At 67.8% G+C, this 25,678-nt stretch carries 26 protein-coding genes; 13 read left to right on the top strand and 13 right to left on the bottom strand.

Annotated features, from left to right (window positions below; genetic code table 11):
- Positions 1-201: 201 nt before the first annotated feature.
- Complete coding sequence (locus OXG55_02000; protein MCY4102028.1) at positions 202-1,716, top strand: HNH endonuclease; 1,515 nt, start codon at positions 202-204, stop codon at positions 1,714-1,716.
- A 227-nt stretch (positions 1,717-1,943) separates the two neighbouring features.
- On the opposite strand, the gene OXG55_02005 is transcribed toward OXG55_02000, so the two are convergent.
- The 4 genes from OXG55_02005 to OXG55_02020 all read right to left on the bottom strand — a co-directional run bounded on the left by OXG55_02005 (position 1,944) and on the right by OXG55_02020 (position 3,626).
- Positions 1,944-2,453, bottom strand: coding sequence for a hypothetical protein (locus tag OXG55_02005; GenBank protein MCY4102029.1), 510 nt, complete (start codon positions 2,451-2,453; stop codon positions 1,944-1,946).
- A 137-nt stretch (positions 2,454-2,590) separates the two neighbouring features.
- Positions 2,591-2,809: a hypothetical protein gene (locus OXG55_02010; protein MCY4102030.1), complete on the bottom strand. Its 219-nt coding sequence runs from the start codon at positions 2,807-2,809 to the stop codon at positions 2,591-2,593.
- 122 nt (positions 2,810-2,931) lie between these two features.
- A complete protein-coding gene (locus OXG55_02015; GenBank protein MCY4102031.1) occupies positions 2,932-3,336 on the bottom strand; it encodes a PIN domain-containing protein in 405 nt (134 codons plus the stop codon).
- A complete protein-coding gene (locus tag OXG55_02020; protein MCY4102032.1) occupies positions 3,333-3,626 on the bottom strand; it encodes a prevent-host-death protein in 294 nt (97 codons plus the stop codon). The genes OXG55_02015 and OXG55_02020 overlap by 4 nt, the downstream gene beginning before the upstream one ends.
- A 336-nt stretch (positions 3,627-3,962) precedes the next feature.
- Here OXG55_02020 and OXG55_02025 point away from each other — a divergent pair, with 336 nt between their 5' ends.
- Genes OXG55_02025 through OXG55_02045 form a run of 5 tightly spaced genes read left to right on the top strand, consistent with a single transcriptional unit; the run spans position 3,963 to position 8,308 of the window.
- Complete coding sequence (locus OXG55_02025) at positions 3,963-4,784, top strand: thiamine pyrophosphate-dependent dehydrogenase E1 component subunit alpha (GenBank protein MCY4102033.1); 822 nt, start codon at positions 3,963-3,965, stop codon at positions 4,782-4,784.
- On the top strand, positions 4,777-5,790 hold the full coding sequence (locus OXG55_02030; GenBank protein MCY4102034.1) for an alpha-ketoacid dehydrogenase subunit beta: 1,014 nt from the start codon (positions 4,777-4,779) through the stop codon (positions 5,788-5,790). The genes OXG55_02025 and OXG55_02030 overlap by 8 nt, the downstream gene beginning before the upstream one ends.
- A gap of 3 nt (positions 5,791-5,793) precedes the next feature.
- The gene (locus OXG55_02035; protein MCY4102035.1) at positions 5,794-6,267 is read left to right on the top strand and encodes a VOC family protein; all 474 of its coding nucleotides are present in this window, start codon (positions 5,794-5,796) and stop codon (positions 6,265-6,267) included.
- A complete protein-coding gene (locus tag OXG55_02040; protein ID MCY4102036.1) occupies positions 6,267-6,989 on the top strand; it encodes an SDR family NAD(P)-dependent oxidoreductase in 723 nt (240 codons plus the stop codon). The genes OXG55_02035 and OXG55_02040 overlap by 1 nt, the downstream gene beginning before the upstream one ends.
- A gap of 41 nt (positions 6,990-7,030) precedes the next feature.
- Entirely contained in the window at positions 7,031-8,308 is a 1,278-nt protein-coding gene (locus tag OXG55_02045; GenBank protein MCY4102037.1) for a glutamine synthetase family protein, read from the top strand.
- Positions 8,309-8,323: 15 nt separating this feature from the next.
- Here OXG55_02045 and OXG55_02050 read toward each other — a convergent pair whose 3' ends face one another.
- The 5 genes from OXG55_02050 to OXG55_02070 form a co-directional block, all read right to left on the bottom strand.
- On the bottom strand, positions 8,324-9,361 hold the full coding sequence (locus tag OXG55_02050) for a phosphotriesterase-related protein (GenBank protein MCY4102038.1): 1,038 nt from the start codon (positions 9,359-9,361) through the stop codon (positions 8,324-8,326).
- Positions 9,362-9,402: 41 nt separating this feature from the next.
- Positions 9,403-11,229, bottom strand: a complete 1,827-nt coding sequence (locus tag OXG55_02055; GenBank protein ID MCY4102039.1) for an ABC transporter permease subunit — start codon at positions 11,227-11,229, stop codon at positions 9,403-9,405.
- Complete coding sequence (locus OXG55_02060; GenBank protein MCY4102040.1) at positions 11,193-12,185, bottom strand: ABC transporter ATP-binding protein; 993 nt, start codon at positions 12,183-12,185, stop codon at positions 11,193-11,195. Before OXG55_02060 ends, OXG55_02055 begins: the two co-directional genes overlap by 37 nt.
- 188 nt (positions 12,186-12,373) lie before the next feature.
- Complete coding sequence (locus tag OXG55_02065) at positions 12,374-13,573, bottom strand: ABC transporter substrate-binding protein (protein MCY4102041.1); 1,200 nt, start codon at positions 13,571-13,573, stop codon at positions 12,374-12,376.
- A 207-nt stretch (positions 13,574-13,780) separates the two neighbouring features.
- Positions 13,781-14,056, bottom strand: coding sequence for a hypothetical protein (locus OXG55_02070; GenBank protein MCY4102042.1), 276 nt, complete (start codon positions 14,054-14,056; stop codon positions 13,781-13,783).
- Positions 14,057-14,134: 78 nt separating this feature from the next.
- On the opposite strand from OXG55_02070, the gene OXG55_02075 reads away from it, so the two are divergent.
- The 3 genes from OXG55_02075 (at position 14,135) to OXG55_02085 (ending at position 15,818) form a co-directional block, all read left to right on the top strand.
- On the top strand, positions 14,135-14,470 hold the full coding sequence (locus OXG55_02075) for a hypothetical protein (GenBank protein MCY4102043.1): 336 nt from the start codon (positions 14,135-14,137) through the stop codon (positions 14,468-14,470).
- Between the two features lie 191 nt (positions 14,471-14,661).
- Positions 14,662-15,162 carry a hypothetical protein gene (locus tag OXG55_02080; protein MCY4102044.1) on the top strand — a complete coding sequence of 167 codons (501 nt, stop codon included), beginning with the start codon at positions 14,662-14,664 and terminating at the stop codon, positions 15,160-15,162.
- A gap of 248 nt (positions 15,163-15,410) precedes the next feature.
- Positions 15,411-15,818, top strand: a complete 408-nt coding sequence (locus OXG55_02085; GenBank protein ID MCY4102045.1) for a CBS domain-containing protein — start codon at positions 15,411-15,413, stop codon at positions 15,816-15,818.
- Positions 15,819-16,211: 393 nt separating this feature from the next.
- Here the strand turns inward: OXG55_02085 and OXG55_02090 are convergent, their stop codons facing one another.
- Positions 16,212-16,616 (bottom strand): hypothetical protein, encoded by a 405-nt coding sequence (locus OXG55_02090; GenBank protein MCY4102046.1) that lies wholly within the window; start codon positions 16,614-16,616, stop codon positions 16,212-16,214.
- A 356-nt stretch (positions 16,617-16,972) separates the two neighbouring features.
- On the opposite strand from OXG55_02090, the gene OXG55_02095 reads away from it, so the two are divergent.
- The gene (locus OXG55_02095) at positions 16,973-17,509 is read left to right on the top strand and encodes a plasmid pRiA4b ORF-3 family protein (protein MCY4102047.1); all 537 of its coding nucleotides are present in this window, start codon (positions 16,973-16,975) and stop codon (positions 17,507-17,509) included.
- A gap of 794 nt (positions 17,510-18,303) precedes the next feature.
- On the opposite strand, the gene OXG55_02100 is transcribed toward OXG55_02095, so the two are convergent.
- The 3 genes from OXG55_02100 to OXG55_02110 form a co-directional block, all read right to left on the bottom strand.
- Entirely contained in the window at positions 18,304-19,815 is a 1,512-nt protein-coding gene (locus OXG55_02100; protein MCY4102048.1) for an ABC transporter substrate-binding protein, read from the bottom strand.
- 183 nt (positions 19,816-19,998) lie between these two features.
- Positions 19,999-20,856, bottom strand: a complete 858-nt coding sequence (locus tag OXG55_02105) for an ABC transporter permease (protein ID MCY4102049.1) — start codon at positions 20,854-20,856, stop codon at positions 19,999-20,001.
- Positions 20,853-21,704 (bottom strand): ABC transporter ATP-binding protein, encoded by an 852-nt coding sequence (locus OXG55_02110; protein MCY4102050.1) that lies wholly within the window; start codon positions 21,702-21,704, stop codon positions 20,853-20,855. Before OXG55_02110 ends, OXG55_02105 begins: the two co-directional genes overlap by 4 nt.
- Positions 21,705-21,895: 191 nt before the next feature.
- On the opposite strand from OXG55_02110, the gene OXG55_02115 reads away from it, so the two are divergent.
- The 3 genes from OXG55_02115 (at position 21,896) to OXG55_02125 (ending at position 25,674) form a co-directional block, all read left to right on the top strand.
- Entirely contained in the window at positions 21,896-22,888 is a 993-nt protein-coding gene (locus OXG55_02115; GenBank protein MCY4102051.1) for an amidohydrolase family protein, read from the top strand.
- A 171-nt stretch (positions 22,889-23,059) separates the two neighbouring features.
- Complete coding sequence (locus OXG55_02120) at positions 23,060-23,761, top strand: cysteine hydrolase (protein MCY4102052.1); 702 nt, start codon at positions 23,060-23,062, stop codon at positions 23,759-23,761.
- A complete protein-coding gene (locus tag OXG55_02125; protein MCY4102053.1) occupies positions 23,758-25,674 on the top strand; it encodes a hydantoinase B/oxoprolinase family protein in 1,917 nt (638 codons plus the stop codon). The genes OXG55_02120 and OXG55_02125 overlap by 4 nt, the downstream gene beginning before the upstream one ends.
- The last annotated feature ends 4 nt before the right edge of the window (positions 25,675-25,678 follow it).

Below are 25,678 nucleotides of genomic sequence, written 5' to 3' on the forward strand. Positions count from 1 at the left end.
TCGGCGACAGCAATCAGGTAGCGGGTCAGGCTTCACATGGAAGGGCTGCCTGACCTCGCCGCGCTGTCGAACAGGCGTTGGGTGTCGGCCGTGCGCACGGATTGGGGGGATTCGAACACCCGTTGGGGATTTGTTGGGGATTTCGCCGGTTTTATTGATTTAGGCTTGAATAATTGCACTATTGTTGGTAGTGTTACAGGCATGGAATTCGTGGGCGGGAGTAGGCATCTGCGTTTCGAGCCGGTGCCGCCGCTTGCGCCGGTGAGCTTGGAGCGGTTCTGGGACGAGGTGGCGTGGCAGCGCCGCAACCTGGAGGAGGGCGACACACTGGTGCCCCGCCCCGAGAGCCGCTCCTTCACGGTGCGCTACCGGTTCGGGGGCCTACCCGCGGAGCGGTCCGAGCGGGTCACCGCCACCGGCACCGAGACGACGTTCCTGTCCCAGCATCAGTGGGGCGAGGGGACCGGCAAGGTCGACTGCGGGGACTGCGGCGCGCTGGTGCGGGTCTCCTGCAAGGATCCCGAGAAGATGAGCGATGGCGAGCTGCAGGACCGGATAGTGGACCTGGCCGAGGCGCGGGCGCGCCTGGACGGGGAGTACCTCGCGGCGCTGGGGGAGTACGCGTCACGCTCGGGCGTGGCGGGCGCGGCGCATCGGTTGCGGGAGATGAACCGCATGACCTCCATGGCGGCCCGCGGCGACGCCCGCCTGGCCCTGGAGCTCAAGGAGAACGATCTCGGCGACACGATCGAGGCCCTCCGCGCCGGGAAGGTGAACATGGCGCACGCGCGGGTGATCGCCCGCGAGGCGCCCAAGAAGCACCGCCGCAGCGAGGACAAGTTTCTCGAGTTGTGCCGCGCCTACCCCGCCGACATCGTCGCCAAGCACCCCTTCGCGTACCAATCCGAGGAGATGTACGCCGACCTTGCCGCCGAACAGGCCGCCAAGAGTCGCGAGCCCGCCGACGCCGAGTACGCCCTCCAGCGCGCCGAACGCAAGGCGACCATGAACTGCGGCGCCGACGGCCTGTGGCACCTGCGGGGCCGCTTCGACTTCCTCACCGGACGGCGAATCAATCAGGCGCTCGCCGCCGCGGTCCGAAGCCGGAAACAGCACGAGGGCTCCGCCGACCACACGCCCGCCCAGCATGCCGCCGACGCGCTCGCCGAACTCCTCTGCGGCCAACCCGGCGGGCGGCCCGACACCCAGCTGCTGATCCTCGCCGACTACGACTGCACTGCCGACACCCTACGGAACCCCCGCCTGGACGACGGCACGCCCCTGTCGGCGGAGCTCCTCGCCCAAGAGGCCCTCGACGCCGAGGTCTACTGCGCCGTGTTCAACGCCGACTGGACCAACCTCGCCCTCGGACGCAGCCGCAACGCCTCAGACGCCCAACGCCTCATCCTCGCCGCCCGCGACGGCGGCTGCGCCCACTGCGGCGCCCACACCGAAGCGACCCACGCCCACCACCGCCTCCCCCACGCCGCCGGCGGCTTGACAGAAATCACCAACCTCCAACTCCTCTGCGCACCCTGCCACACCCACCACCACCAAACCGACGACACCGACACGGGCCACCACCGCGCAAGCCGGCCTGAACACTCCGACCGCAGCAAACAGCCCCCCGCCCGGCCCCCCGACAGACCCACTGGGAACCATCCGCCGCCCTCCACAGCCACCACCCGCGCCACCGCCACCACCCGCGGCCCCTGAACCCCACACGCCACGAGCACCGACCGGCGGCCCCTGGGCTTCCCCGTGCGCGTCACCAGAGTGTCGCAGACGCCCGCCCGCCGGGCCCCAGAAGGGGACGACGAGGGGGACGGACCTGCTAGTGTCGTGAGCCGTTAGTTCGTTGGTGGTGCGGTGTTGTGGGTTAGGGCGGCGGCGAGTGGGCGGTGATCGGAGACGATCATGACCCAGACGATCATTGCCCAAGATCAGTGGGCGCCGCGGCGGGGTGGCCTTTCGGCGGTTGTTGTCGAGTTCAGCGAGGTTGAGCGGGAGACGTGCGAACGCCACGAGTTCTCGTCGGCGGCGAGAGCAGCCTCGGCGGGGGTCGTAAAGACGAACGACTGATCCGAGAACTCCCAGAAAGCCGTGGTGAGCGACTTGATGACGCATGGGCCTGTTTCCGTTACGAACGCTGCGGCTTTTCGCCTGTCACACGTCAGCACGGTGCGAGGCACATCGAACCCGGTCCGGGTTGCGACAACGAGTTGGTCGGGCTTGGTCTCTGCGACGTGGACCCGAAGCGGATCGTTCAGCCACCGGACGCCGAGGAGACGGATCAGCGACAGCCAGGCCAACCACTGGCGGCGGGCGACGAGGATGTCATCTATCTCCTCCGGTGCCGGTGCCGGACCGTAGGGATCCCTGTCGGGCAGCAACTGCCGCAGCCAGGCGACCCGTGGGCGCTCGTCGGTGCTCCAGCCATGCGGGCGGAGCACAGCGGCGAGGTCACCGAGTGGGGTGAGGTCTTCCCTGTTGATCCGCTGTACGCGGAGCGCGGGTTCGTTGTGAGCAAGCCAATGGACGACGCGGTCAAGTGAGTAGTCGGATTCGTTTGACAGGACGAGGATGTCTGTCATGCGCCTTTCTGATCCTCGCCGGTCTCGATGTCGGCCTTCTTCGTCTGCAGGGTGGCCCGGGCTTCCCACGAGTCGAGCCAGACGCCGTCCTCGAGAATCTGCGATGTCTGAGTGCGGCTGACGTAGCGGGACATCGGCCGTGGCGTCGTCGGGCGCTTGGTGCGGAGTTGCTTGAGAAGCATCGAGGGCACCTCCGTCGTCGGTATGGGCGTCACCGGGCAGGCAGCCAGCAACTCGCTGAAGGGCCGACCCCGGCGACTGTGGCCAAGCGTAGCGCCCGCGCCGGTCACGGTACGAGGCGGGCGGGTGCACGCATGTGACAACTTGAGAGGTCGTCTCAGGGTGACCCGTCCAGTTCGAATAGTGGCAGGTTCATGGAGCGAGCCGCCGTGGTCATGCGCCGGTCGAAGCTGGCCAGAGCGACCGATTGGCCGTGCTCAAGCAGATATGAGCACGACGCCAGATGCAGAGCGTCGAGGGTGCGCAAGGCGTCGGGGCCGGGAAACGGCTCCAGCGCCCGCGCCAGAACCGGTGCGGTGAGTTCCAGCAGCGCGACCCGCCCGATCAGCTGGCGGGCCGCCTCGCCGTGGACACCGGTTAGCCCGCGACCGTGCAGCGGGACCCAAACCTCGTATTCCAGCAACCGGCTGGAAATCAGGGTCTCGCTCCAGAGCGAGGCCGGCGGCTGGCGATCTTCGGCGAGAAGATGTGCGAGCGCGACCGACGTATCGAGATAGATCAACGGTCCTGGCGGCTCTTGTCCAATTCAGCCAGAATCTCGTCCAGCCGCGCGACCGCTGGAGGCTTCGGCGGCGGCCCCGAACCGCCCAGGGCCGGGGGCGTGAGCATGCCGGTCCGCACCGCATCGGCTAGGAAGGCATCGGCCAGGACCGGGCTCCGGGTCTCTCTGAGCGGTCCGAGTTCCGCCACCACTCGGTCGCGATCGGTCACCAGGATCGTCTCGCCCGACGCGGCAAGCCGGACGTACTCGCTCAACCGGCTGTTCAGCACCTTTATCCCGACCGACCTCATGTGCTTAATGTAGCGTCTAGTTGCTACTTTGGCAATCGGACTCGCAGGTCGGCGATCCGATCGCCCGACTCAGCGGGAACCGCGCTGAGCCGGTGCTGGCGAGGTTCCCGCCCCCGCCTGCGTGACCGCCTCGCCCAGCCAGCGCCCCTCGTGGCCGCAGGCGCGAGTATTACTATTCCCCGGACCGGTTGCCGCACGCCCCGGATTGGTCACATGCTCACTCCCCGCCAGTTGTACGAGACCGTGCTTCGTATGCGGCTCCTCGAGGAGGGTGTCGGAGGGGCGGTCCAGACCGGCGAGATCCATGGAGAGATGCATCTCGGCGTCGGCCAGGAGATGGTCTCGGCCGTGATGGGTCCGCATCTGCAGCCACGCGACGCGCTCGTGTCCACCCATCGTCCCCATCTCCATGCGCTCGCCAAGGGCGTGGATCCCGTCCAGATGCTCGCCGAGTTGCTGGAGAGGGACGGTCTCAACAGGGGCAAGGGTGGGCACATGCACCTCTTCGATCCGACCGCGAACTTCATGTGCACGGGCATCGTCGGTTCCGGCGCGCCGCTTGCCGCCGGCTATGCGCTCCACCAGAAACTCGTTGCCGAAGGTGGGCTGACCGTCGCCGTCGTCGGTGAGGGAGCGATGAACCAGGGCGCCGTCTTCGAGACCATGAACCTGGCGGCGGTTCTGTCCCTGCCGATGGTCTTCCTGTGCGAGAACAATGACTACGGCATCAGTGTCCCGCGAGAGACTTCCACGGCCGGAAACCTCGTCGAGCGAGGCGCGGGCTTCGGGATCCGCGGATGGGAGTGCGACGGCGTCGACCCGCGGGCGCTGGACGAAGCTTTCTCGTCAGCGTTCTCCGAGACGCGCGAGCATGCGCGTCCAACCCTGATCGTGGCGCACGTGTACCGGTTCCGCGGGCACTACGAGGGCGATACCGACCACTATCGGCCTGCTCAGGAGAAGGAGACCGCTCTCCGGGAGCGGGATCCGCTCTCGGTGGCGCGGCGCGAACTGGCCGGCACCGGTTGGTCGGATGATCGGATCGCTGCACTCGAGGGTGAGGTCGCGAGCGAAGTGGCCGGCTGGTTCGAGGCCGCCCGCTCGTTGCCGTTCCCGGATCCGTCCGAAGCCCGCCGCGGGACCTTTGTCGATGCCTGAATCGACGAGCGCGTCCGATCGCCGCACCGGCTCGCACCTCGTAGCCGAAGTGTTGATGGAGGAGATGCGGCAGGACGACCGGATAGTCGTGTTCGGCGAGGACGTCGGCGCGCTCGGAGGCGTCTTCGGTGCCACGCGGCGACTGCAGCGTGAGTTCGGCAATGCCCGTGTCTTCGACACACCCATCTCGGAGACGGCGTTCGTCGGCATGGCGATCGGGGCGGCACAGGCAGGGCTGCGGCCGGTCGCCGAGATCATGTTCGTCGACTTCGTCGGCGTGTGCTTCGATCAGGTGCTGAACCAGATGGCCAAGAACCACTACATGTCCGGTGGGCGGGTCAGGGTGCCGCTGGTCATGCGTACCGCGGTCGGCAGCATCGGTTCGGCGGCCCAGCACTCCCAGGTCCTGTCTGCCACCTTCGCCCACATCCCTGGGATCAAGGTGCTCTTCCCCGCGACGCCTGGGGATCTCCGGGGTCTCCTCGTCGCGGCGATCCGGTCGGACGATCCCGTCGTCTTCCTCGAGCACAAGTGGTTGCTGAAGTCACGGCTGGTCGAACTCCCGTTCAACGACGCGGACTCGCCGGACTCGCCGGTCGAGCCTGCGGCGGTCGGCGAGGTGCGCAGGATCCGCGACGGGTCGGATGTCACGATCATCGCCAGCGGCTGGATGGTGCAGCAGGCCGTGCTTGCAGCCCGAGAGCTCGAATCGGGGGGCATCTCTGCGGGGGTCGTGGACATCAGGTCGCTCGTCCCACTCGATCGAGAGGGGCTGGCGAGCGAGGCTCAGAGAGCGCCATGTGCGCTGATCGTGGATGAGGATTTCGCCGGCTTCGGCACCACCGGCGAGGTGATGGCATCCATCGCAGAGCGAATCCCCGGCGAGGTGCGCATGGCGCGGCACGCTCTGGAGGTACCCCAGCCGGCGTCGCTGGTGCTGGAGGAGCAAGTCGTGCCGTCCGCCCGATCCATCGTCCGGCAGGCCGAGCGACTGCTGCGGGCCTGACGCATGTCACAGGTCGTCGCGTTCAATCACTTCAACGTCACCGTGAGCGACATGGATCGCTCGCTCGTGTTCTGGCGGGACCTGCTGGGCCTCGACCTGCTCGGGAGGGGGATCGTCGAGTACCGCCATCTGGATGAGATCGTGGGGCTCGAGAACACCCGCATCGAGTGGGCCGAACTGGCGCTCCCGGGCGGGGGGATGATCGAGGTGTTCCGGTATCACCGTCCGGTGGGCAGCGCCGTGCGCCCTCGGATCCCCGACCCGGGCTGCACGCACGTCTGCCTGGAGGTCGAGGGGTTGGACCGGCTGGTCGAGCGGCTCCGGGACGCCGGCGTCAACACCCGGTCGCGGCGGCCGGTGCGGATCCCGTTCGGCGACTGGAAGGATGTCAAGTCGATCTACGTCCAGGACCCGGACGGGGTCACGGTGGAACTGATCGAGCAACCGACCGGGCAGCCACAGCGCGCCGCGTCATGATGTCGACGGATCGGGACAGGCGCCACGTCGTCGTGAGTGGCGCCGCGGGAACGCTCGGGCGGGCGATCTGCAACGAGTTCGAACGTCGCGGGGCCATTGTCACGCCTCTGGACATCGAGGGTGTGACGCGGGAGCAGCGGTGCGACGTCACCGATGAGCCCTCTGTGGCGCGGGCTCTCGAGGCGGCGTCGGCACGGTCGCCGGTCACCGACGTCGTCCACGCAGCGGGTGCTCTGTCCGTCGGACCTGTGATCGAACTCGACGCGACGGAGATCCGGCGCATCCTGGACGTCAACCTCCTCGGAGCCTTCCTCGTGGCCAAGCAGTCGGCAACGTTCCTGGCCGACGGAGGCACGATCACCCTGATCTCGTCGCAGGCCGGTGTGCGATCGGGCGAGTACTGGTCCCTCTACTCGGCCTCCAAGGCCGGCGTCCTCCGGCTCGTGGAGTCACTGGCCGTCGAACTCGGCCCGCGGGGCATACGCGTCAACGCCGTGTGCCCCGGGTCGGTCGACACACCGATGATGCGCGAGTCCATCACGGCGCTCTCGCAGCAAACGGGGACCCCTGAGGCGTCGATCAACGAGAATTACCGGGCCGGGATTCCCCTCGGACGGCTCGCGCAGCCGGCCGAGGTCGCCACCGTCTGCGCGTTCCTGGCCACCGAGGACGCCTCGTTCGTCAACGGAACTGCCATCGAGGTGGACGGCGGGGAGTTGTGACGGCGGTCGCCGAACTGCCGTCGTCCGCGAGGACCGTCGCGGTGGCTGTGCCGAACTACGCCGGCCGCCTGATCGGCAAGCGCCTGCCCGCGGCGCGGTGGCCCTCCGTGGTCGAGTCGGGCATGGCCATGCCCGACTTCCACCTCGTCTCCGCGGTGGACAACTTCCCCGTGCCGAACATGGAGGTGACCGGACTCCACACCGGGTTCCGCAACGGCGTGCTCCGTCCCGACGTGGCGACCCTTGCACCGCTCCCGTGGGAGCCGGGCACCGTGATCGTCCTGTGTGACACCTTCGACAGCGCGGGCGAGCCGGTTGACGAGGCGCCTCGCAGCATCCTGCGCCGGCAGGTGGCGCGCCTCGCGGAGAGGGGGCTCGAGGCAACGGTGGCCTCGGAGTTGGAGTTCTACCTGTTCCGCACGAGCTATGAGGAGGCGCACAAAGCCGCCTACAGCCGTGTCGAGCCGAGCTATCACCGCCATCCCGACAACGACATCCTGATTGCGGGCTACGACGAGCCGTTCCTCGAGGCGCTGCGCGGGTACCTCGCGGGCATGGGGATCCCGGTCGTGGCCTCCCAGGGCGAAGGCGGGCGCGGCCAGCACGAGTTGAATCTGCGCCACTCCGATCCGCTGGGGGCCGCCGACACCCACGTGCTGTACAAGCTGGCGGTCAAGGCCACCGCTCAGAGCCTGAATCGCTCCGTGACGTTCATGGCCAAGCCCTCGAGCGATGTGGGCTCCGGGTGCCACATCCACCTGTCGATCCTCGGCGAGGGGCGCAACGCTCTCGGTGGACCGGGGGGATCGCTCAGCCACACCGGCGAACGATTCCTCGCGGGTCTGGTGGGATTCGCCGGCGACTTCACGGCGCTTCACGCTCCCTACGCCAACTCGTACCGGCGTCTCCGCCCCGGCTCGTGGGTGCCGGTGAACGCGACCTGGGGTTTCGACAATCGAACCTGCCTGGTCCGGGTCGTCGGGAGCGACCGCGACCTCCGCTTCGAGTTCCGCCTTCCCGGCGCCGACGTCAATCCGTACCTGGCGGCCGCGGCGTTGCTTGCCTCCGGCCTCGCCGGGTTCGACGGCGAACTCGGTCCACCGCCGCCTGTGGCGGGGAATGCCTACGAATCCGACGCTCCGGGGCTTCCCGCCGATCTCACGGAGGCCGTCCAGCGATTCGGGGACTCTGAGGTGGCAAGGGCGGCGTTCGGTCCGAGCGTGCACGCTCACCTGCTCGGCATGGTCCGCAACGAGCGCGACGAGGCGCGAGCAGCTGTGACCGACTGGGATCTCCAGCGCGGCTTCGAGAACGCCTGAGCAACTGCGGCAGCTCTATTGCCGGAGGGGCAGCACGCGCGCCGGGTTCTCGGTCATCATCTGGAGCACCACCGACTCCGGGACTCCTTCGAGCACGAAACGGGGCAGGATGTTCTGGAGGAGGTGCGCGTACCCGTATCCCCCCCATGTACGGAGCTGGATCTTGAAGCAGCAGTCGTGGGAGAGCAGGATCTGCGACTCGTAGCCCTCGGCGACCAGACGGCTCACCGCCTTCGTCTTGGCGTAGTCGCCCGGCGAGATGAAGTCGTTCTCACTCTCGAAGAATTCGTGACCGAACAGGTCGAACTCCACGTAGCAACCCAGATCCAGCACCCGCCGGTGGTAGTCGGGGCGGTGCAGCGTGGTGTCCATGTGACCCATGATCACCCGCGACAGGTCCGCTCCCTCCTCACCGAGGATGTCGGCTGCCTGGAGCGCGGAGTCCACCTCGACCGCGTGCGCTGCCGTGTGCACGGATATGGCGGCGCCGGTCTCCAGGGAGGCACGGGCCGCGGCCCGCAGGGAGCGCTCCTCGACAGGCGTCAGCGGGTGGGACATCCCGATCTCCCCGATCACGCCGGCGCGGACACCCGTGCCGCCGACGCCCTCGGTGAGGTCCCGGACGATGTGGTCGGCGAGTTGCTCGACACTCGCCGCGCGGATGTCGTCGCTGAGGCTGGCGTCGACGTAGAAGCCCGAGCCGAGCACGAGGTTGAGGCCGGTGCGGCGCGAGACGACCGCCAACTGTTCGGGCTGCCCGCCGAGACCGACACAGCTCAGGTCGACGACCGTCCGGCCGCCCAGCCTTGCGTAGGCGTCGAGTTCACGGACCGCGGTGTCGACGTCGTCCAGGTAGAGGAGGAACCGGTTGGAGTTCGGGTGCTGGCGCATCCACCACAGGTTCTCGAGTGTCGGCTCGGCCTCGGCGAGCCGCGCCCCTTCGGGGTCGGTCGGTTCGGAGAACCAGGCGGAGCTGTCGCACAGCACGTGCTCGTGCGGCAGCGTGATGCCCATCTCGGCTGGATCCACGTCCCCCAGGACCGTGCGCAACATCGGCATCTCTCCTTCTCCCATCGTCTTCGCCGTCCCGACTCCTATGTGAACGGGAGCCTCGCGTCGACGTCCTCCTCGCCGCCGGCTCTGCCCGTGACCGCATCGGGCCTCCGCTGGGTCCGACGTGTCAGCGCCATGTACACCACCGCGGCGATGAGTGGCACGACCATCAGGATCGAGGCCACCGCGTTGACGGTCGGCGGGATCCCGCGACGGTTCATGATGCTCCAGATGACCGGTGGGAGCGTCGGGTCCGTCCCGGCGATGAAGTTGGTCACCACGAACTCGTCCATCGAGATGGCGAAGACGATCAGTCCCGTTCCGGCGATGATGGGGAGCAGGATCCGCAGGGTCACCCGCCTCAGCGCTCCCCAGTAGCTGCAGCCCAGATCCCTCGCGGCCTCCTCGACGTTCCGATCGAAGTTCTGTAGCGCCGCCATCACGATCAGGACCACGAACGGGAGCACCAGCGTCACCTGGCCGAGCACGATGGATCGCATCGACGGGATCCACTCGAGGAATCGGAACATCGCCAGAATCGAGAAGCCCACCACGACCCCCGGCAGGGCGATCGGGAGAACGACCGCTCCCATGAGGGCGGGCTTGGTGACGAAGGTTCGGCGGGTCACCGCGAACGCGGTCGGGAGTCCGATCGCCAATCCGATGGCGACGACCAGGCCGGCCACCTTGAGGCTCGTCCCGAACCCACCGCGGATCGTCTCGTCGGTGAAGATCTCCCTGTACCAGTCGAGGGTCCAGCCGGTGATCGGCAGGGAGGCGATCGGCAGTTGATTGAACGAGAGGATCAGAACGAGGATCAGTGGCACCCACAGGAACAGCAGCAGCAGGAGCAGGTAGGCGTGCCCCCAGGGCAGGCGCCTGACCCACACCGGCCACGCAGGCCGCACTTGACGAGCGCGAGCGGCAGTGGCCATTGCGCCGAGGCAGCGCGCTCCCCCCGTGAGCACCCTTACGCACAGGAGGACACCGACGATGAATGCGGCCGCCGCGACGATCAGCGAGAACGACAGGGCTGAGGCCAGGGCGTAGTTGCCGGTGATCCCGAACTGGTCGAAGATCACACGGCCGATCATCAGGCTTCCCTTGCCCCCGACGAGCTGAGGGGTCACGTAGTCGCCGACCGCCAGCACGAAGGTCAGGACGAACGCCGTGAGGACGCCTCTGGCGGTGAGCGGGAGTGTGACTCTCAGGAATGTCTCGACGGGTCCGGCGCCCAGGTCCCGGCTGGCGCGAATCAGATCGGGATTGACCGACTCCATGGCCCCGGCGATCGGGAGCATCGCGATGGGGACGAGGATGTGGGTCAATGCGATGATCACGCCCGGCCGGCCGAGCAACGTCAGAGGCTCGCTGATCAGGCCGAGCGAGTCGAGCGCGGAGTTCAGGATGCCGGCGGGGGTCAGGATCGCCTTCCAGGCATAAATCCGTACGAGGTATGACGCCAGGGCCGAAGCCACGATGAGGAACAGGATCATCCGGCGACCTCGCGAGATGATGAATCGCAGGACGTAGGCCCCGAGATAGGCCACCGGGAGAACGACTGCGGAAACCGTCAACCCCAGCAACAGTGTCCGCAGGATGAGGCCGTAGTAGAGATCGTCGGTGACGACCTCCCGATACTGGTCCAAGGACCAGGTTCGGATGAGTGTGAAGACCCCCGTCTCCCAGAAGCTGAACAGGAAGAACACGCTGACGGGAATGAGGAGGCCGGCGAGCAGCCAGCCCATGCTCGGGTAGGTTGCGAGCGGAGGCAGGTAGCTCCGGCGCCGGGACCGGTCGAGCAGACTGAATGCTCGCAGGTTCGGCGGCATCACCCGGGCAGGATCGCCATGTCGCTCGGCGACCAACTCACGACCACCCGCGACCCGATTGCATGATGCCGGTCGTCGATGGCCAGCTCCTGCACGGTGAGAATGCTGCCGTCGCCGAGCCGGACGAGGTGCCGGTACAGCGAGCCGAGGAAAATCGAGTCGAGGAGTTCACCGCCGACACTGAGCCTCTCCGCCTCGATGGTTCCCGCTCCATCGTCCAGTCTCAGGTGCTCGGGCCGCACGGAGAGGGAGACGTCACCGGTGGCGTCTGACTCGTTCGGGATTCGCAGATCGAGATTGCGCACAGTGATCGCCGCCTCGGTGGCCTGTGCCGCCAGCAGGTTCGTCTCGCCGATGAACTCCGCCACGAAGCGGTTGCGAGGATTCCGGTAGATGTCCTGGGGGGTGCCGTCCTGCATGATCCGCCCGGACCGCATGATCACCACCCGGTTCGACATCACCAAGGCTTCTTCCTGGTCATGCGTGACGTACACGAATGTCCCGCCCAGTCGCCGGTGCAGGGCTCGGAGTTCGAGTTGCATCTCCTTTCGCAGCTTGAGGTCGAGCGCGCCGAGCGGCTCGTCGAGGAGGAGAACGTCAGGCCGGTTGACGATCGCCCGCGCCAGCGCAACGCGCTGCTGCTGGCCGCCGGACAACTGGTCCACTCTCCGAGCCTCGAGTCCTTCGAGTTGGACCATGGAGATCGCCGTCCCGACTCTCTCGGCGGCTTCTTCCCGAGGAGTGCGTGCGACCTTGAGGCCGAACCGGACGTTGTCGGCGACGTCGAGGTGCGGGAAGAGGGCGTAGTGCTGGAAGACGTAGTTGACCGGACGCTGCTCTGGAGGTGTCGACGTGGAGGTGTGCCCGGAGATCTCGACGTCGCCGGTGTCGAGGCGATCGAGTCCGGCCACGATGCGCAGCAGCGTCGTCTTGCCACAGCCGGACGGACCCAGCAGCGTGACGAACTCCCCCTGCGAGATCTGCAGGTCCACGCTGTCGAGGGCGCAGACCTCGTCGAAGTACTTCGAGACGCCTCTCAGAACGAGGGCTGCGGGTCGCGAATCACCGATCGAGGGACCGGCGCGCTCGTGCTCTCCTGCTCCTGCAGCCACGTTCAAACCGTACGAGGACAGGCCCGGGGCCGGCGCTGCGACGCCGGCCCCGGGCGGTCACGACGTCTCTATGCGCCGGCCTTGAAGTCCTGCCAGCGCTTCAGCCACGTGTCGTACGTCGCGTACTGGTCGGACTCGACCGGTGGCCACTCCACCGGCGGCGCCGCCTCGAACACGGCCGCGCGGTCCTCGTAGACGGCCCACTCGAACCCCATCGGGACGAGCCGTGCCATTGCCGCCGGATGGGTGACCGCCCAGCCGAGCATCTCGCCCTGCGCGAACTGCGTCGACTCGCTGATGGCGTCGTTCAACGCCTCGTACATGGCGTCGGTGGGCTCCACGTCGGAGGCGATGAACAGCGCGTCGATCCAGGACCAGCCCACCCCGGGCGGGAAGTGAACCTCCACGGGGATGTCGGCCTCGCGGGCCCTCAGTGCTGTCGGCGCGTTGTCCGGCCAGGCGGCGATGATCTCGCCTCGCGTGTAGGCGCCGGCGTACTCGGCATAGGGGTTCGCCAGGATGCCGAAGGAGGCGTCCCTGAACTCCTCCAGCTTCTCGAAGACCTGATCGAGCTCATCCTCGGTCAGCAACCCCGGCGTGTCCCCGCCGAGCCCGAGCAGTCGGGCGACCATGATGATCACCGTGTTGCCGTCATCGCCGATGGCGAACTTGCCGTCGTACTTCGGTTCGAGCAGTGACTCGAGGGACTCAGGTGGTCCGGTGCCGTCGTCGACGTAGGTCAAGCCCATGCTCGCCCAGGCGATCGGAACACCGATCACCCCTTCGTCCGTGTTGATCAGCGGCTCATTGCGGAGTTCGGCGGGCAACTGTTCCCAGTTCGGGATCCGGCTGACGTCCAGCGGCTGCATCACTCCCGCAGCCTGGAGGGTCGGGAAGATGTTCTCGATGCCGACGCTGATGTCGTAGGTGCCCTTCTTGTTGATCGGGTCCTCGTTCGCCACCATGTAAGTCGCTTCGATCTCGTAGGTGGCGGGTTCGGGATCGCGCACCTCGTAGCCCTCCCAGACCAGGAAGCGCACCGTTTCCTTCTCGGCCGCGGCCGGCGGCGCCGGCTCCGGTGGAGGAGGCGGCTCCGGGGCGGGTGCTGCCGGAGCAGGCGCCGGTGCCTCGCCGGCGTCCTCGTCGTCGCCGCAGGACGCCGCGATCAGCGTGAGGACCAGGAGCGATATTCCGAGTCGGAGAAGACCCCGCCTCCTGCCGGCCGGACGCCGACGCTCGTGTCTGGATGTGATGGATCGCGCGTGCATGATCTCCCTCCTTGATCTCCGGCCCCCCGGGAGTTCCTGTGCCCTGGCGGACGCTCCGGCCCGGGCTGCGCACCTCGGACTGTAGTTCACACGGGGGTCCGGAGCGGCGGGCCGCAACGTGGCGCTCGACTGGCGGTCCCGCCCTCGAGCGCGCAGAGGGGCCGCCGGCGGAGCTCGGCTCCGGCCGGCGGCCCCTCTGAGAGACGCTCAGTTCATCGAGGCCCAGATGAGTTCGTCGCCGTCGTACAGCTTCGGGATGACGGTGATGTCAATCATCGACCGCCAGTCGGGGAGTTCGTCGAAGACCCCCAACTCGACCAGCACCTCCATCTCCCTGCCCAGGCCGGCTACGTTGAACTGACCGATGACGAGACCCTCAGGCGTCACTTCCTCGATGCTCTTCTGATCCGTCGTCCAGCGGAACAACTCGTGCTCGCGGGCGAAGAACAGGTTGTTTCCGGCGGCAGATTCCCTCCGGGTCAATTCTCCGCACACCCGATCGGGCATCCGCCGTTGCAACTCGATTGCCTCGGCATGTTCCTTCTGCCCGCGTAGTCAGCGGTGGCCAACGGCTCGGCGGGCGTTGGAAGCGACGAGAACCGGCCGCTCATCGTCGCCACAGCGGCTCTCACCTTCATTCCCAACGGCGAGAAGTTCGGATTCGATGCACTGGTGGACACCGGCGTACAGCGCACAGCTGTGACGGCTACCGTCGTCTCCCGTCTCAAGACCATGGTTTCCGGCTCAGGAACGCTCGTAGCAGGCGTTGACGGGACCAGCGTGCCCATCGGCACGCTCTGGCTGCGGATCGGAGCTCCCTCACGCGGTAAAGCTATCGGCGACGTCGCACCGGACCTCCAGCCCCAATTCCACCATCGCCGGAGTCAGGCAAGCTGACTCCGCGGAACCCACGGCACACCACACAGGCGTATGGCAGTCATGATTCTGGAGGTCAGTGGTCGGGGCCTCAGTCACAGGTGAGGCCGAGGCCGCGCTCGGGGACTTGGCGCTGCGCCGGCCTCCCGATTGCACGCCCCGATAGCGTGGCTGGTGTTGACCCGCTGCGCCACAAGGGAGACGGCATCGTCGTGAACGACGTGTGGATCGTGCTCATCAGCGTCTGTGCAGGTTGGGTGCTGTCCATGTTCACCCCGGCTGCGACCCGTTGGCTCACCAGGAAGCGCCGACGCCGCTCATTCGCTTTGCTCGTGTGTCCCATTCTGGACAAGTTCGTCGCCGACTGTCAGGCCGCGATCAACGACGAAGGAAGATATCGGAACGGTAACCGCCTCCCCAGCGTTCCGATGCCGACCGAACCCGAGTTTCCGGCGGAAATCGACTGGACATCCATCAACGCGGCCATGGCCTATCGGATCTTGTCACTGCGAGCCGCGACGGCCAGAGTCGACCACGAATTACGTTACGTCGAAGAGGAACTCCACGATCCGCCTGAGAACGAGCCGTGGTTCTCGTATCGTCGCAAACGGTGCCTACAGCTAGCGAGCGAGGCCTCGGACCTGTCGACGGACCTTCGCCCGTCGCCCAAGCTGGCTCCGGAGGCGCGCACCGCGGCGACGGGCTCGCGGTAGTCTGTCGAGTTGCGCCCAGCCCGCTGCCAACTCGCGCAGCGCCGCCCGCAGATCGAATGGCGGCCATCGATCGAGGGGGGCTTGCGTCGATCTCGTCGAAGTGATCGAGCCCCGCGCACCCCGAACCGTCACGGCGTGGCCCTGGCTGCGCCGTCGCGCTCCTCGTCGCGACTGCCGAGAGCCACGCCCCCGAAGGGTTTGACCGTGCTTCGAGGCTGTAGCCGGTCATAGGATTCACTCGGCTGCGCATGACCTTCGAGGAGGTTCTGATGAGCGTTGATCGAATCCCGCTGTCGACGCTGGGAGTACCCGTCAAATCAGTGAGTCCCAGCGACACAGGCCGGCGCGCTGGAGCGCTGATGGATGAACTCAACGTTGATCAGCTGCCGGTCGTTGACGATGCAAATCGGCTGCGAGGCGTTGTGACACGGAGGCGGCTGTGGAGAGAACTGAACTGGCGTCAAGTCGATGTTTCCGAGATTCTCGATGTCATGCCGCCCGCTCGGGTGCGGCGCTCGGCCACAACTCTCGGTGAGGTGTTCGAGTTGCTATTCGAGCATGACTTCGTGCTCATCTCCGACGACGAGGGGCAAACCGTCACAGCCATCGTGACCATCAACGACGTGGCCAAGCACCTCTACGAGAATGCCGACTGAGGAGGTCTGCGCTTGGACGTGGCGCACGGCGCGTCCGACCCAATCGCCTGACAGGCCGCGCCGCAGGCCAGGACGGTCGTCGGCTTGGGGGAGATTCCACAAGGGGGGCGGATTCCTTCACCGGGTCGCCCCCCTTGGACGTTCAGGCCGTCACTGCGTCACCGTCGGGGTTCGGATGCACGTACCGACCAGCGCCCGCACGGGCGCCGCCGCGTCGAGGAGAGCGAGCGGGTGGATCCTCGGCCGAGTGCCGCGCAGCTCGACGGTCGGCTGCGGTCGGACGGCGGAGTCGAAAAAGAGAAGACCCGGCCCCCGCAGGGACCGGGTGGGTGACATTCAGTATAGCGAACTGTCGCGGTCGGCGCAACAACCCGATGTCGGCCGGAGCGGCCACTACCAGGCTGCCGGCTTCCGGGCAGCGCCGACCAAGTTGGGCAGTTGGTGGTCGAAGAAGTCCTCGGCCGTGAGCCGGTACCACCAGTGTCCGCCGACACCGTCGCGTGGCGAGCCCCTGAGGCCCCTCGCGGTGGGCCGCCCGCGCGGGTTCACCGTGCCGGTCGGAACGCGACTCCGAGCATGCTGCGCGGGGAGACGCAAGTCGCTGTCGTTTGAGATCAGCACGGCCGCGTCGATCTCCTGCGTGTGGACGTCGATCAGCAGATGCGACGCCACGTTGACGTCCGACCCCTTCTCGTCGGCCGCCGCGACGCTCCAGCCCTCCTCGAGCATCAACCCGGCCATCGCCCGCCGCGCCGCCAGCGTCAGCTTGGCGTTGCGGTGCTGTGTGATCTGTGCCATGAGCCCTCCTTGGGAGCCGTGGACTGTTACAGACCCACAGCATCGCCCGGAGGGCTCACCCCAACGGGGACCCCTCGATCCCCTCAACCCAGGGACAACCTCCCCGGTTGTCACAGCTAGCTTCCGGAGTTGGCGGTCCGGCGGCCGTGACCGCCCTTCGTTCACCCGGCCCCCCGACAGACCCACCACCCGCGGCCCCTGAGCCCCACATGCCACGAGCACCGACCGGCGGCCCCTGGGCTTCCCCGTGCGCGTCACCAGAGTGTCGCAGACGCCCGCCGAGCCCCAGAAGGGGACGACGAGGGGGACGGACCTGCTAGACCTGGGTGTCGTGTCCCGGACATGAGGAGTTGCCGATGCCTGCGACCGTCCACACGCTGAAGGTCACTCTGCGCGACGTGAGGCCGCCGGTGTGGCGGCTGCTGGAGGTTCCCTCGGAGATGACGCTCGGCGAGCTGTCGGGCGCGTTGGTGTGGGCAATGGGGTGGGAGGGCTACCATCTTCACGTCTTCACCGCCGACGGCACCGCATACTGGCCGCCCGGCAACGACGACTGGTTCGGCGGTTACGAGGACGAGTCCCGGCACCGGGTCGGCGATGTGCTGCCGCGCAGTCGGATGACGATGGAGTGGGAGTACGACATGGGTGATTCCTGGAACCATGACATCGTCGTGCAATCCATCGCGCCGGCCGGTCCCGGGGTGACTCTGCCGCGCTGCACCGACGGCGGCGGTGCCTGTCCGCCCGAGGACTGCGGCGGCGCGTGGGGTTATGCCGATCTGCTGGACGCTCTCGGCAATGCCGGCCATCCTCGCCACGGCGAGGCCGTCGAGATTCTCGGTGAGGGCTACGACCCCAGCCACTTCCGCCCACCCGAACGGCGTCGCGGGTAGGCGCCGTATTGGCCGGATTGTGGGAGGTGGGCGGCGACGCGGTTCAGGTGCAGAGGGCGGCCCGCGGCGACGAACCGGTACGTCACAGGGCACCGCTCATGTCGACGGCCTGCGATTCTTGTCGCCGCCGTCCCCAACGACAGGAATCGCACGTAATTCAGGTTGCCGTGATCGACCGATCCGGCCTTCGTTGAGCGAGGATGTCTGGCAAGTGCACATCCCAGGCTGACATGAGTTGCCGGGGCGGCTGCCCCGGCCTTCGTTGAGCACATGTCGCGTTGGTGCGTCCAAGTCGGATGTGCCGTCAAGGTTCGCCGCCCCGCTGAGTCGTCCGCCGGCTCTGAGTGCCTCGGCGGCCGACAACCGCCGGTGCAGCGGTTGGCGATCGCAGGTACAGGACGACCATGGTGGGCACGACGTCGGGCAGCATGCGTGCCCGAGGTTTCTCCGATGGCTGGAAGATGAATTCCTGTAGCCGTGATTCGGATGGAGAAGATCATGATCATTTCCGAGCGAGGCCAGATCACCATTCCCGAGGTCTGCGTGATCGCTTCGGCCTGAACCACAACGTCGAGGTGGAGATCACACCGATGCCCGGGCAGACTCCGCGGCCAACTCCCGCGGGTGCAGATCGTAAGGCGCGCCTACAGATTTCGCTGTTGCAGGGCAGCTCCGTCACCGGGTGCGTCTGACCCTGAGGAACGACTCCAGGTCGCCCCAGGCGTTAGGGGCGTCCAGCGCGCAAAGGCCGCCGGCGAGGCTCGGTTCCCGCCTGCGGCCCCGTGCGCTACTGCTCAGTTCATCGACGTCCAGATGAGTTCGTCGCCGTCGTACAGCTTCGGGATGACGGTGACGTCAATCATCGACCGCCAGTCGGGAAGTTCGTCGAAGACCCCCAACTCGACCAGCACCTCCATCTCCCTGCCCAGGCCGGCTACGTTGAACTGACCGATGACGAGACCCTCAGGCGTCACTTCCTCGATGCTCTTCTGATCCGTCGTCCAGCGGAACAACTCGTGCTCGCGGGCGAAGAACAGGTTGTTTCCGGCGGCTTCGATTCGCTCGAAGGCGTGGTCGAGGGCCGCCTCGGGGTTCTCGGCCGCGAAGTAGTAGCCCCGGAGCCCGGCCCGCACGAAATCCTCCACGGCCGTCGGGTGCGCCTCGTAGAAGTCGCGTCTCGTGGCGATGACGGCGAAGCTGGCCGGCACGTCGTAGTCCAGCGGGTCGAATGTGATGTAGTCGATGCCCGCCAGGTCGAGCCAGCGCGGCTCGTTCGAGCGGTAGACGGGCAGCGCGTCGATGCCGAGGGCGAAGTGCTCGACGGGGTTGAAGCCCTCGAGCAGCAACTCGGTGAACTCGCCTCGCTGCAGACCTTCCTCCGCCATCATCGCCTGGATGGCGACGGGGAGGTCACCCTTGATGCCGACCGTCTTGCCCCGGATGTCGGCCAAGCTCGTGATGCCCGAGTCCGGGGAGACGAGGAGCTGGTTGATCGCCGTGTGTCCCAACTGGCCGAAGCCCACCAGTTCGACATCGCCGGCCAGGTTGGCGCGGACGAGTGAGCCGAAATCGGGCGCGTCGGCCACCTGGACGGTGCCGGCCGCCACTGCGGCGAGGTGGCCGGGGGCGAAGCCGGGCTGGACCTCCACGTCGAGGCACATGTCGTCGAAGTAGCCCTCGGCCTCGGCGACGACGTTCTCGATGATCCCCGCCGCGGCGGCGAAGTCGAAGCCCGTCATGAACACCATTTTCCCCGCGGCCCGGTTGGCCTCGCAGCGCTCGGGGGTGCCGAAGGCGGGAAGCCCGTCGGGGCCCAACGCTGCGTCGGCGGCGAGTGCCTCAGCGGCCGCCGCGGCCGCTGCCTCGGCGGCGGCGACCTCCTCGGCAGCCGCTTGGGCCGCGCTGCGAGCCTCTTCCGCTTCGGCCTGGGCGCGTGCGGCTTCTTCCTGCGCGGCCGCAGCCTGGGCCTCGGCGCTCGCGGCCTCGGCCTGCGCGGCGGATGCCGCGTCCTGTGCCGCTGCAAGCGCCGCTTCCGCGGCGGCGAGATCGGCCTCGTTGCCTTCGGCCGCCGCCCTCGCAACGTCGGCGGCAGCGATCGCTTCGGCGGCCAGAGCGGCTGCGGCGGCCGCTTCCGCGGCGGCGGCCTCGGCTTCGGCGGCCGCCGCGGAGGCCTCGGCGTCGGCCGCGGACGCCTCGGCGCGTGCTGTCTGGGCCTCGCTCAGCGCGGCTCCCGCGTCGCTCTGCGCCGCCGCCGCGTCGCTCTGTGCAGCGGCCGCGGCACTGGCGGCGGCGTCCACCGCGGCCATCGTGTCTGCGTCATCGTCTTCGGCGCACGAGGCAGCGACCAATGCGAGGACACAGGTCAATGCGACACAGGTCCACCGGACACCATGTCGTGTAGAGAGTCTTAGCATTGCTCGGCTTCCCCCTTGTACTGTCGCCGATCGGGTTGCCACTGAATCCTGCCATAGTTCCGGCGTATTCGCCCTTCAGCGAGCCGTCGCCGATCCGCCGGGGAGATCCTGGGAACTATGCCACCGTAATACCCGAGCCTCGAGAGCCGCAAGAAGCAGGTACCCGATCACGCCGATGACAGCGAGAGCGAAGATGGAGCCCCAGAGCTGGTCGATGAGCAGCCGCGTCTGGCCCACGCGGGCGGTGTTCCCGAGACCCTCGGTGGAGCCGCCGAACATCTCGCCGATGACCGCTCCGATGAGCGACAGACCCACGCAGAGGCGTCCCGCCGAGAACAGGTAGGGCAGAGACTGGGGGAACCGCAGCTTGAGGAAGATCTCCGTCCTGCTGGCAGACACGGAGCGCAGCAACTCGTAGGCGTTCGGATCCACCGATCGCAGCCCGGTGAACTCGTTGATCGTGAAGGGGATGTAGCAGATCACGGTGGCGACCAGGACCTTGGGCCAGACGCTGAAACCGAACCAGATCAGGAACACCGGTGCCAGAACCGCCACGGGCGTGCACTGCAGGAGGACGATCACGGGCATCGAGGCGCGCTCCACGAAGCGCGAGTGCGCCATCAACGTGGCCACGACGAGCGCCGCGCCGAGGGCGAGTCCGTATCCCAAGCCCGCTTCGAGCAGCGTGACCCGCGCGTGGCGCCCGTAGAAGCCCGCCTGGTCGATGACGTGCACGACGATGTCGATCGGCGTCGGCAGCGTCAGGCGGGAGATATCGAAGACCCGCACGTAGAACTCCCAGATGGCGAACACCACGGCGATACCCACGACCGGTGCCCCGAGCATCGCCGACCGGCGGAGGCGCTGCGGGCGCTGGGGGGGAGGCTGCTTCGCTGCGCCGGCGCCGTCGGCTTGGGTGGTACCGGTGGTCATCGGGCCGACACCTCGCCGAGGGCGCGGCGCACGTTGCGCATGTGCACCAGGTAACGCTCGTCGTCCTCCATCGCCGCCGACCGGGGTCGGGGCAGGGAGATCGTCTCGGTATGGACGATCCGGCCCGGTTGTGTCGCCATCACGAGGACTCGGTCGGAGAGGATCACCGCCTCGGGGATGCTGTGGGTGACGAAGATCACCGTGTGGCCGGTGTGCTCCCACAGATCCAGCAGGAGGTAGCGCATCTCGTTGCGGGTTATCTCGTCGAGAGCCGAGAAGGGCTCGTCCATAAGCAGCACGGGTGCCCCGAGCGCGAAGCAGCGCACCAGTGAGACGCGCTGCTGCATGCCGCCCGACAGTTCCTTGGGGAGCAGGTCCAGGAAGTCACCCAGGCCGACGGTCTCCAGGAGTCTGAGTGTGTCGGCCTCGCTGAGGGGCGGGTGCACGGCGCCCCGCCGGTTCACCTCGGCCAGCAGCGTGACGTTCCGGCGCACGGTCCGCCAGCCCAGGAGTGACGGTGTCTGCGGGGCGAACCCGATCTGTTTCGTGTCGCGCGCGGTTGCCGGACTGGCGCCGTCGACCTCGACGGTGCCGGTTTCGTAGGCCAGGAGCCCGCCCACGACGCGCAGCAGAGTGGACTTGCCGCAGCCGCTCGGCCCGATGAGGCTGACGAACTCGCCCGGTTGGATCTCGATGTCGATTCCGTCGAGCGCGTGCAGGAAGCTGCGACCGGTGCGGAACCACTTCGAGACGTCCCGGATGGACACGGGGGCGCCGATCCTGCGCGGGGTGGATCCACCGCCGGTGAGGGCATCCGTGTGGCTACCACCGACGGTCGAACGTCGCACGGCGCCATCGTAAGCGCCGCGGCATCGGTGCGTCACGGCCGGTCGGACTCCTTGGAGTTCTCGGCCCGCAGTGGGCTACGGTTGCCGGTGCCTGCTCGGGAGGCGGCCGGGCGCCGCCGGCAGAGCGCTCGTTCGTACCCGACGGGCCAATCCGGCGGGACCGTCACCGGGCGGTGGAGGAAGGAGGCCTCTTGGCTGCCGGACTGATCGACGTGCATTCGCACCACTACCCCGACAGCTACCTCGACGCCTGCCGGCGTCCCGACAGCGGCCTCGAGCACTACGTCCGCGACGACGGCCGCCTGGTCGTGCTGCAGGACGGGGCGGTGGCTGCCGCCGTTCCGCAACCGCTGCCCGGAATGGACCACCGCCTGGCACTCATGGACGAGGTGAACGTGGAGGTCCAGGTGCTGTCGGTGTCGGCTCCCAACGTCTTCCGCCTGCCGGCGCCGCTGCGCGTCCCGCTGACCCGCGACCTGAACGACGAGCTCGACGACCTGACGGGAGCCTCCGGCGGGCGGCTGAGGTTCTTCGCCAACCTGCCACTTCCCGACATCGACGCCTCGCTCGCCGAACTGGACCGCGTGCTGCAGCGACCCCGGGTCGTGGGCGTGATGCTCTGCACCACAGTGGATCGGCGCACGCTCGACGACCCGTTCCTGGGGCCCCTCTGGGAGGAGCTGTCCCGGCACCAGGCCGTGGTGTTCGTCCATCCCACCACGGCCTGCTGCACCGAGGGATTGAGCGACTTCGCGCTGTCGCTCGCGCTGGACTTCCTCGCCGAGACCACCAACGCCGTCGGCCGGCTGCTCTACTCGGGGACCCTCGAGCGTTACCCGGGGATCCGCTGGATCTTCACGCACCTGGGCGGGACGATCCCGTTCGTGCACCACCGCTTCGACAACTACGCCGGCCAGTTCCCCGAGTGCCGACGCCACATCACGCGCAAGCCATCGGAGCAGTTGCGCGAACTGTTCTTCGACACGGTCAGCACCCACCCCGCCGCCATGCGCTGCGCCTTCGAGACGTTCCCGGTCTCACAGTTCGTCTTCGGCACCGACTACCCGCACGTGCCGGGTGCCCTGCGCGTCTTCGTGGAAACCCTGGAAGCGGCGGGGCTGTCCGCCGAGGACCTGGCCAGGGTGAGCCGACACAACGCCGTGGAGTTGCTGGGAATCGAGTGAGTCGCGTCGAGGGAGCGGGCCGGGGGGCCGATTCGCGACGCCTTGCGCCCGCGCCGAAGGAGCGAACGGCACCCCGGCCCCCAACCGGGCGGCCACTCCGATGGCCGGTATCGGAGCGGTGATGGTAATTTCCGGTCGTGCGGAGAACCACGTAACGGCGCGGGGGGACTCATGCCGCAACCCACCGATGTATCCGATTTCGTCAAGGAGCGGCTGGCGCTCATACGAGGCGAGTTGCGGCTGTACAACGATCTGCGGCCCACCGAGACGGCCTTCGTCGTCATCGACATGCAGAACGCCTTCGTGGCCGAGGGTGGCGTCATCGAGGTGCCGGCCAGCCGGGAGATCATCCCGGTGATCAACCGCATGGCCGCCGAGTGCCGGGAGCTGGGCGTGCCAGTGATCTGGATCCGCTCGCACCACCCCAAGGGCGGCTCCGACTGGCGCCACTTCTTCGACCACTTCGTGCGCCCGGAACGGCGGGAGGCGGCCGCCGCGGCACTCTCCGACGACGCCCCGAGTTCGCGCTTCCATCCCGACATGGACATCCACGACGAGGACTACATCGTCTTCAAGAACCGGTACTCGTGCCTCATCCCGGGTTCGTCGTCGCTGGAGCGGCTGGTGCGCAGCCTGGGCTGCGACACCCTGTTGCTCGCCGGCACCAAGACGAACATCTGCGTCGAGTCGACGGCCCGGGACGCCATGATGCTGGACTTCCGGGTCGTGGTCCTCAGCGACGCCACCGCCGCGCTCACCGACGAGGAGCACCAGGCCTCGCTCAACGTCCTGATCCAGGAGTTCGCCGACATCCTCGTCACCGACGAGGTGGTCGAGGAGTTGCGTGCCAACGCCGGAGGTGCCGACCGATGACCGACACTCTCGCCCCCGAAGATCTCATCGGGTGCGGCAACGGCAGCCTCGACCCGGTCACCTTCGAGATCCTGCGCTCGCGCCTGTCGGCCATCAACGACGAGGCTGCCATGACGATGCGCCTCGTGTCCGGCTCGCCGGTGGCCAACGAGGCCTACGACATGAACGTGGGTCTCATGGATGCCGACGGGGACTGCTTCGCCATCGGCATGTACATCACCATCCACGCGCTCGCGCTGAGTTCCACGGTCAAGGACATCAGGCAGCGCTTCGCCGCCGACGACGTCGGGCCCGGCGACGTGTTCATGTCCAACGACCCCTACGTCGGGGCGTGCCACCAGATGGACGTGGCGGTCGTGGCCCCGATCTTCGCCGGCGGCCGGCTGGTGGCCTGGACCGGCTCCACGGTGCACCAGATCGACCTCGGCGGCCCGGTCGAGGGTCAGGTGCAGCTCGGCGCCACCTCCATCTGGAGCGAGCAGCCGCTGTTCCCGCCCATCAAGATCGTCGACGCCGGGGAGCTTCGCCCCGACGTGGAGCGGGGCTACCTCCGCCGCACCCGCCTGCCCCACCTCGTGGACCTGGATCTGAAGGCCATGATCGCCGGCTGCAACGTAGGGGTGGCACGGGTGCAGGATCTGACCGGGCGCTACGGCACCGACGTGGTGCTGGCCGCCATCGAGGGGATCAACGTCGCCACCGCCGCCCGGTTCCGGGCCCGGCTGGCGGAGCTGCCCGACGGCACCTGGTCGCATCGCGGCTACATCGAGTACGACGAGGTGTACCCGGTCGTCGTGGAGATGACCAAGGACGGCGACTCGCTCACGTTCGACTACACGCAGAGTGCCGATCAGGCCGGCGCCGTCATCAACTGCACCCGCCCGGCCTGCGTGGGCGCCGTCGTGGCCGCCGTTCTCCCGTACCTCTGCTACGACATGGCGTGGTCGCCCGCCGGGCTGCAGCGGGCCATCGAGGTGCGCACCCGCGAGGGCACCGTCGTCCACGCCGCCTGGCCGGCCGGCACCTCGAAGGCCACCACCACCGGCAGCTTCATGGCCACGATCTCCGCGGGTGTCTGCCTGTCGAAGCTGCTGGCGGCGAGCGAGGGACATCTCCGGCAATTCATGTCCACCTGGATGGGCGGGCTCTACGTGGAGGACATGTTCGGCGTGGATCAGCGGGGCGAGTTCTTCGGCGCGGCGATCCTCGACGCCATGGCAGGGGGGTCGGGGGCGCGGGCCTTCGCCGACGGGCTGGATGCCGGTGGCTTCCTGGACTCGCCGTCGGCGATCATCGCCAACATCGAGGACATCGAGTACAGCTACCCGGTGCTCTACCTGTCCCGCCGGATCCAGCCCGACACCGGGGGCGCCGGCAAGTACCGCGGCGGCAACACGCTCGCCATGACCTACATCACCCACGATGTTGAGCGGTTGCCCACGAAGATCCTTCACGCCATCGGCACCTTCCAGCCGGGCTCCATCGGCGTGGCCGGCGGGTACCCGTCGAACACCAACCAGTTCGTCATCAAGCGCGACACGAACGTCCGCGACCTGCTCGCCGGCGGTGCGGTGCCCGACGACCTCGGCGCCCTCGACGGTGAACTCGAGATCTTCGCCGACCCCATCGTCAAGACCTCCCAGGGGCCCGACGACGTCCACCGTTACGTCGCCATGGGCGGGGGCGGGTACCTCGACCCTCTGGACCGCGAGCCCGAACTGGTGCTGGCCGACTACGTCGTCGGTGCTGTGACGGTGGCGCACGCTCGCGACGCCTACGGCGTGGTGATCGACGTCGACGGGATGTGCGTGGACGAGGCCGCCACCGACCGGCGACGCCGCCAGATCCGCGACGAGCGCCGCCGCTCGGCCGCGGTTCCGCGCGCCGCGACGCGGCACCCGGGATTGACCTGATCAA

This window comes from bacterium (assembly GCA_026708055.1).
Taxonomy (GTDB): domain Bacteria; phylum Actinomycetota; class Acidimicrobiia; order Acidimicrobiales; family CATQHL01; genus VXNF01.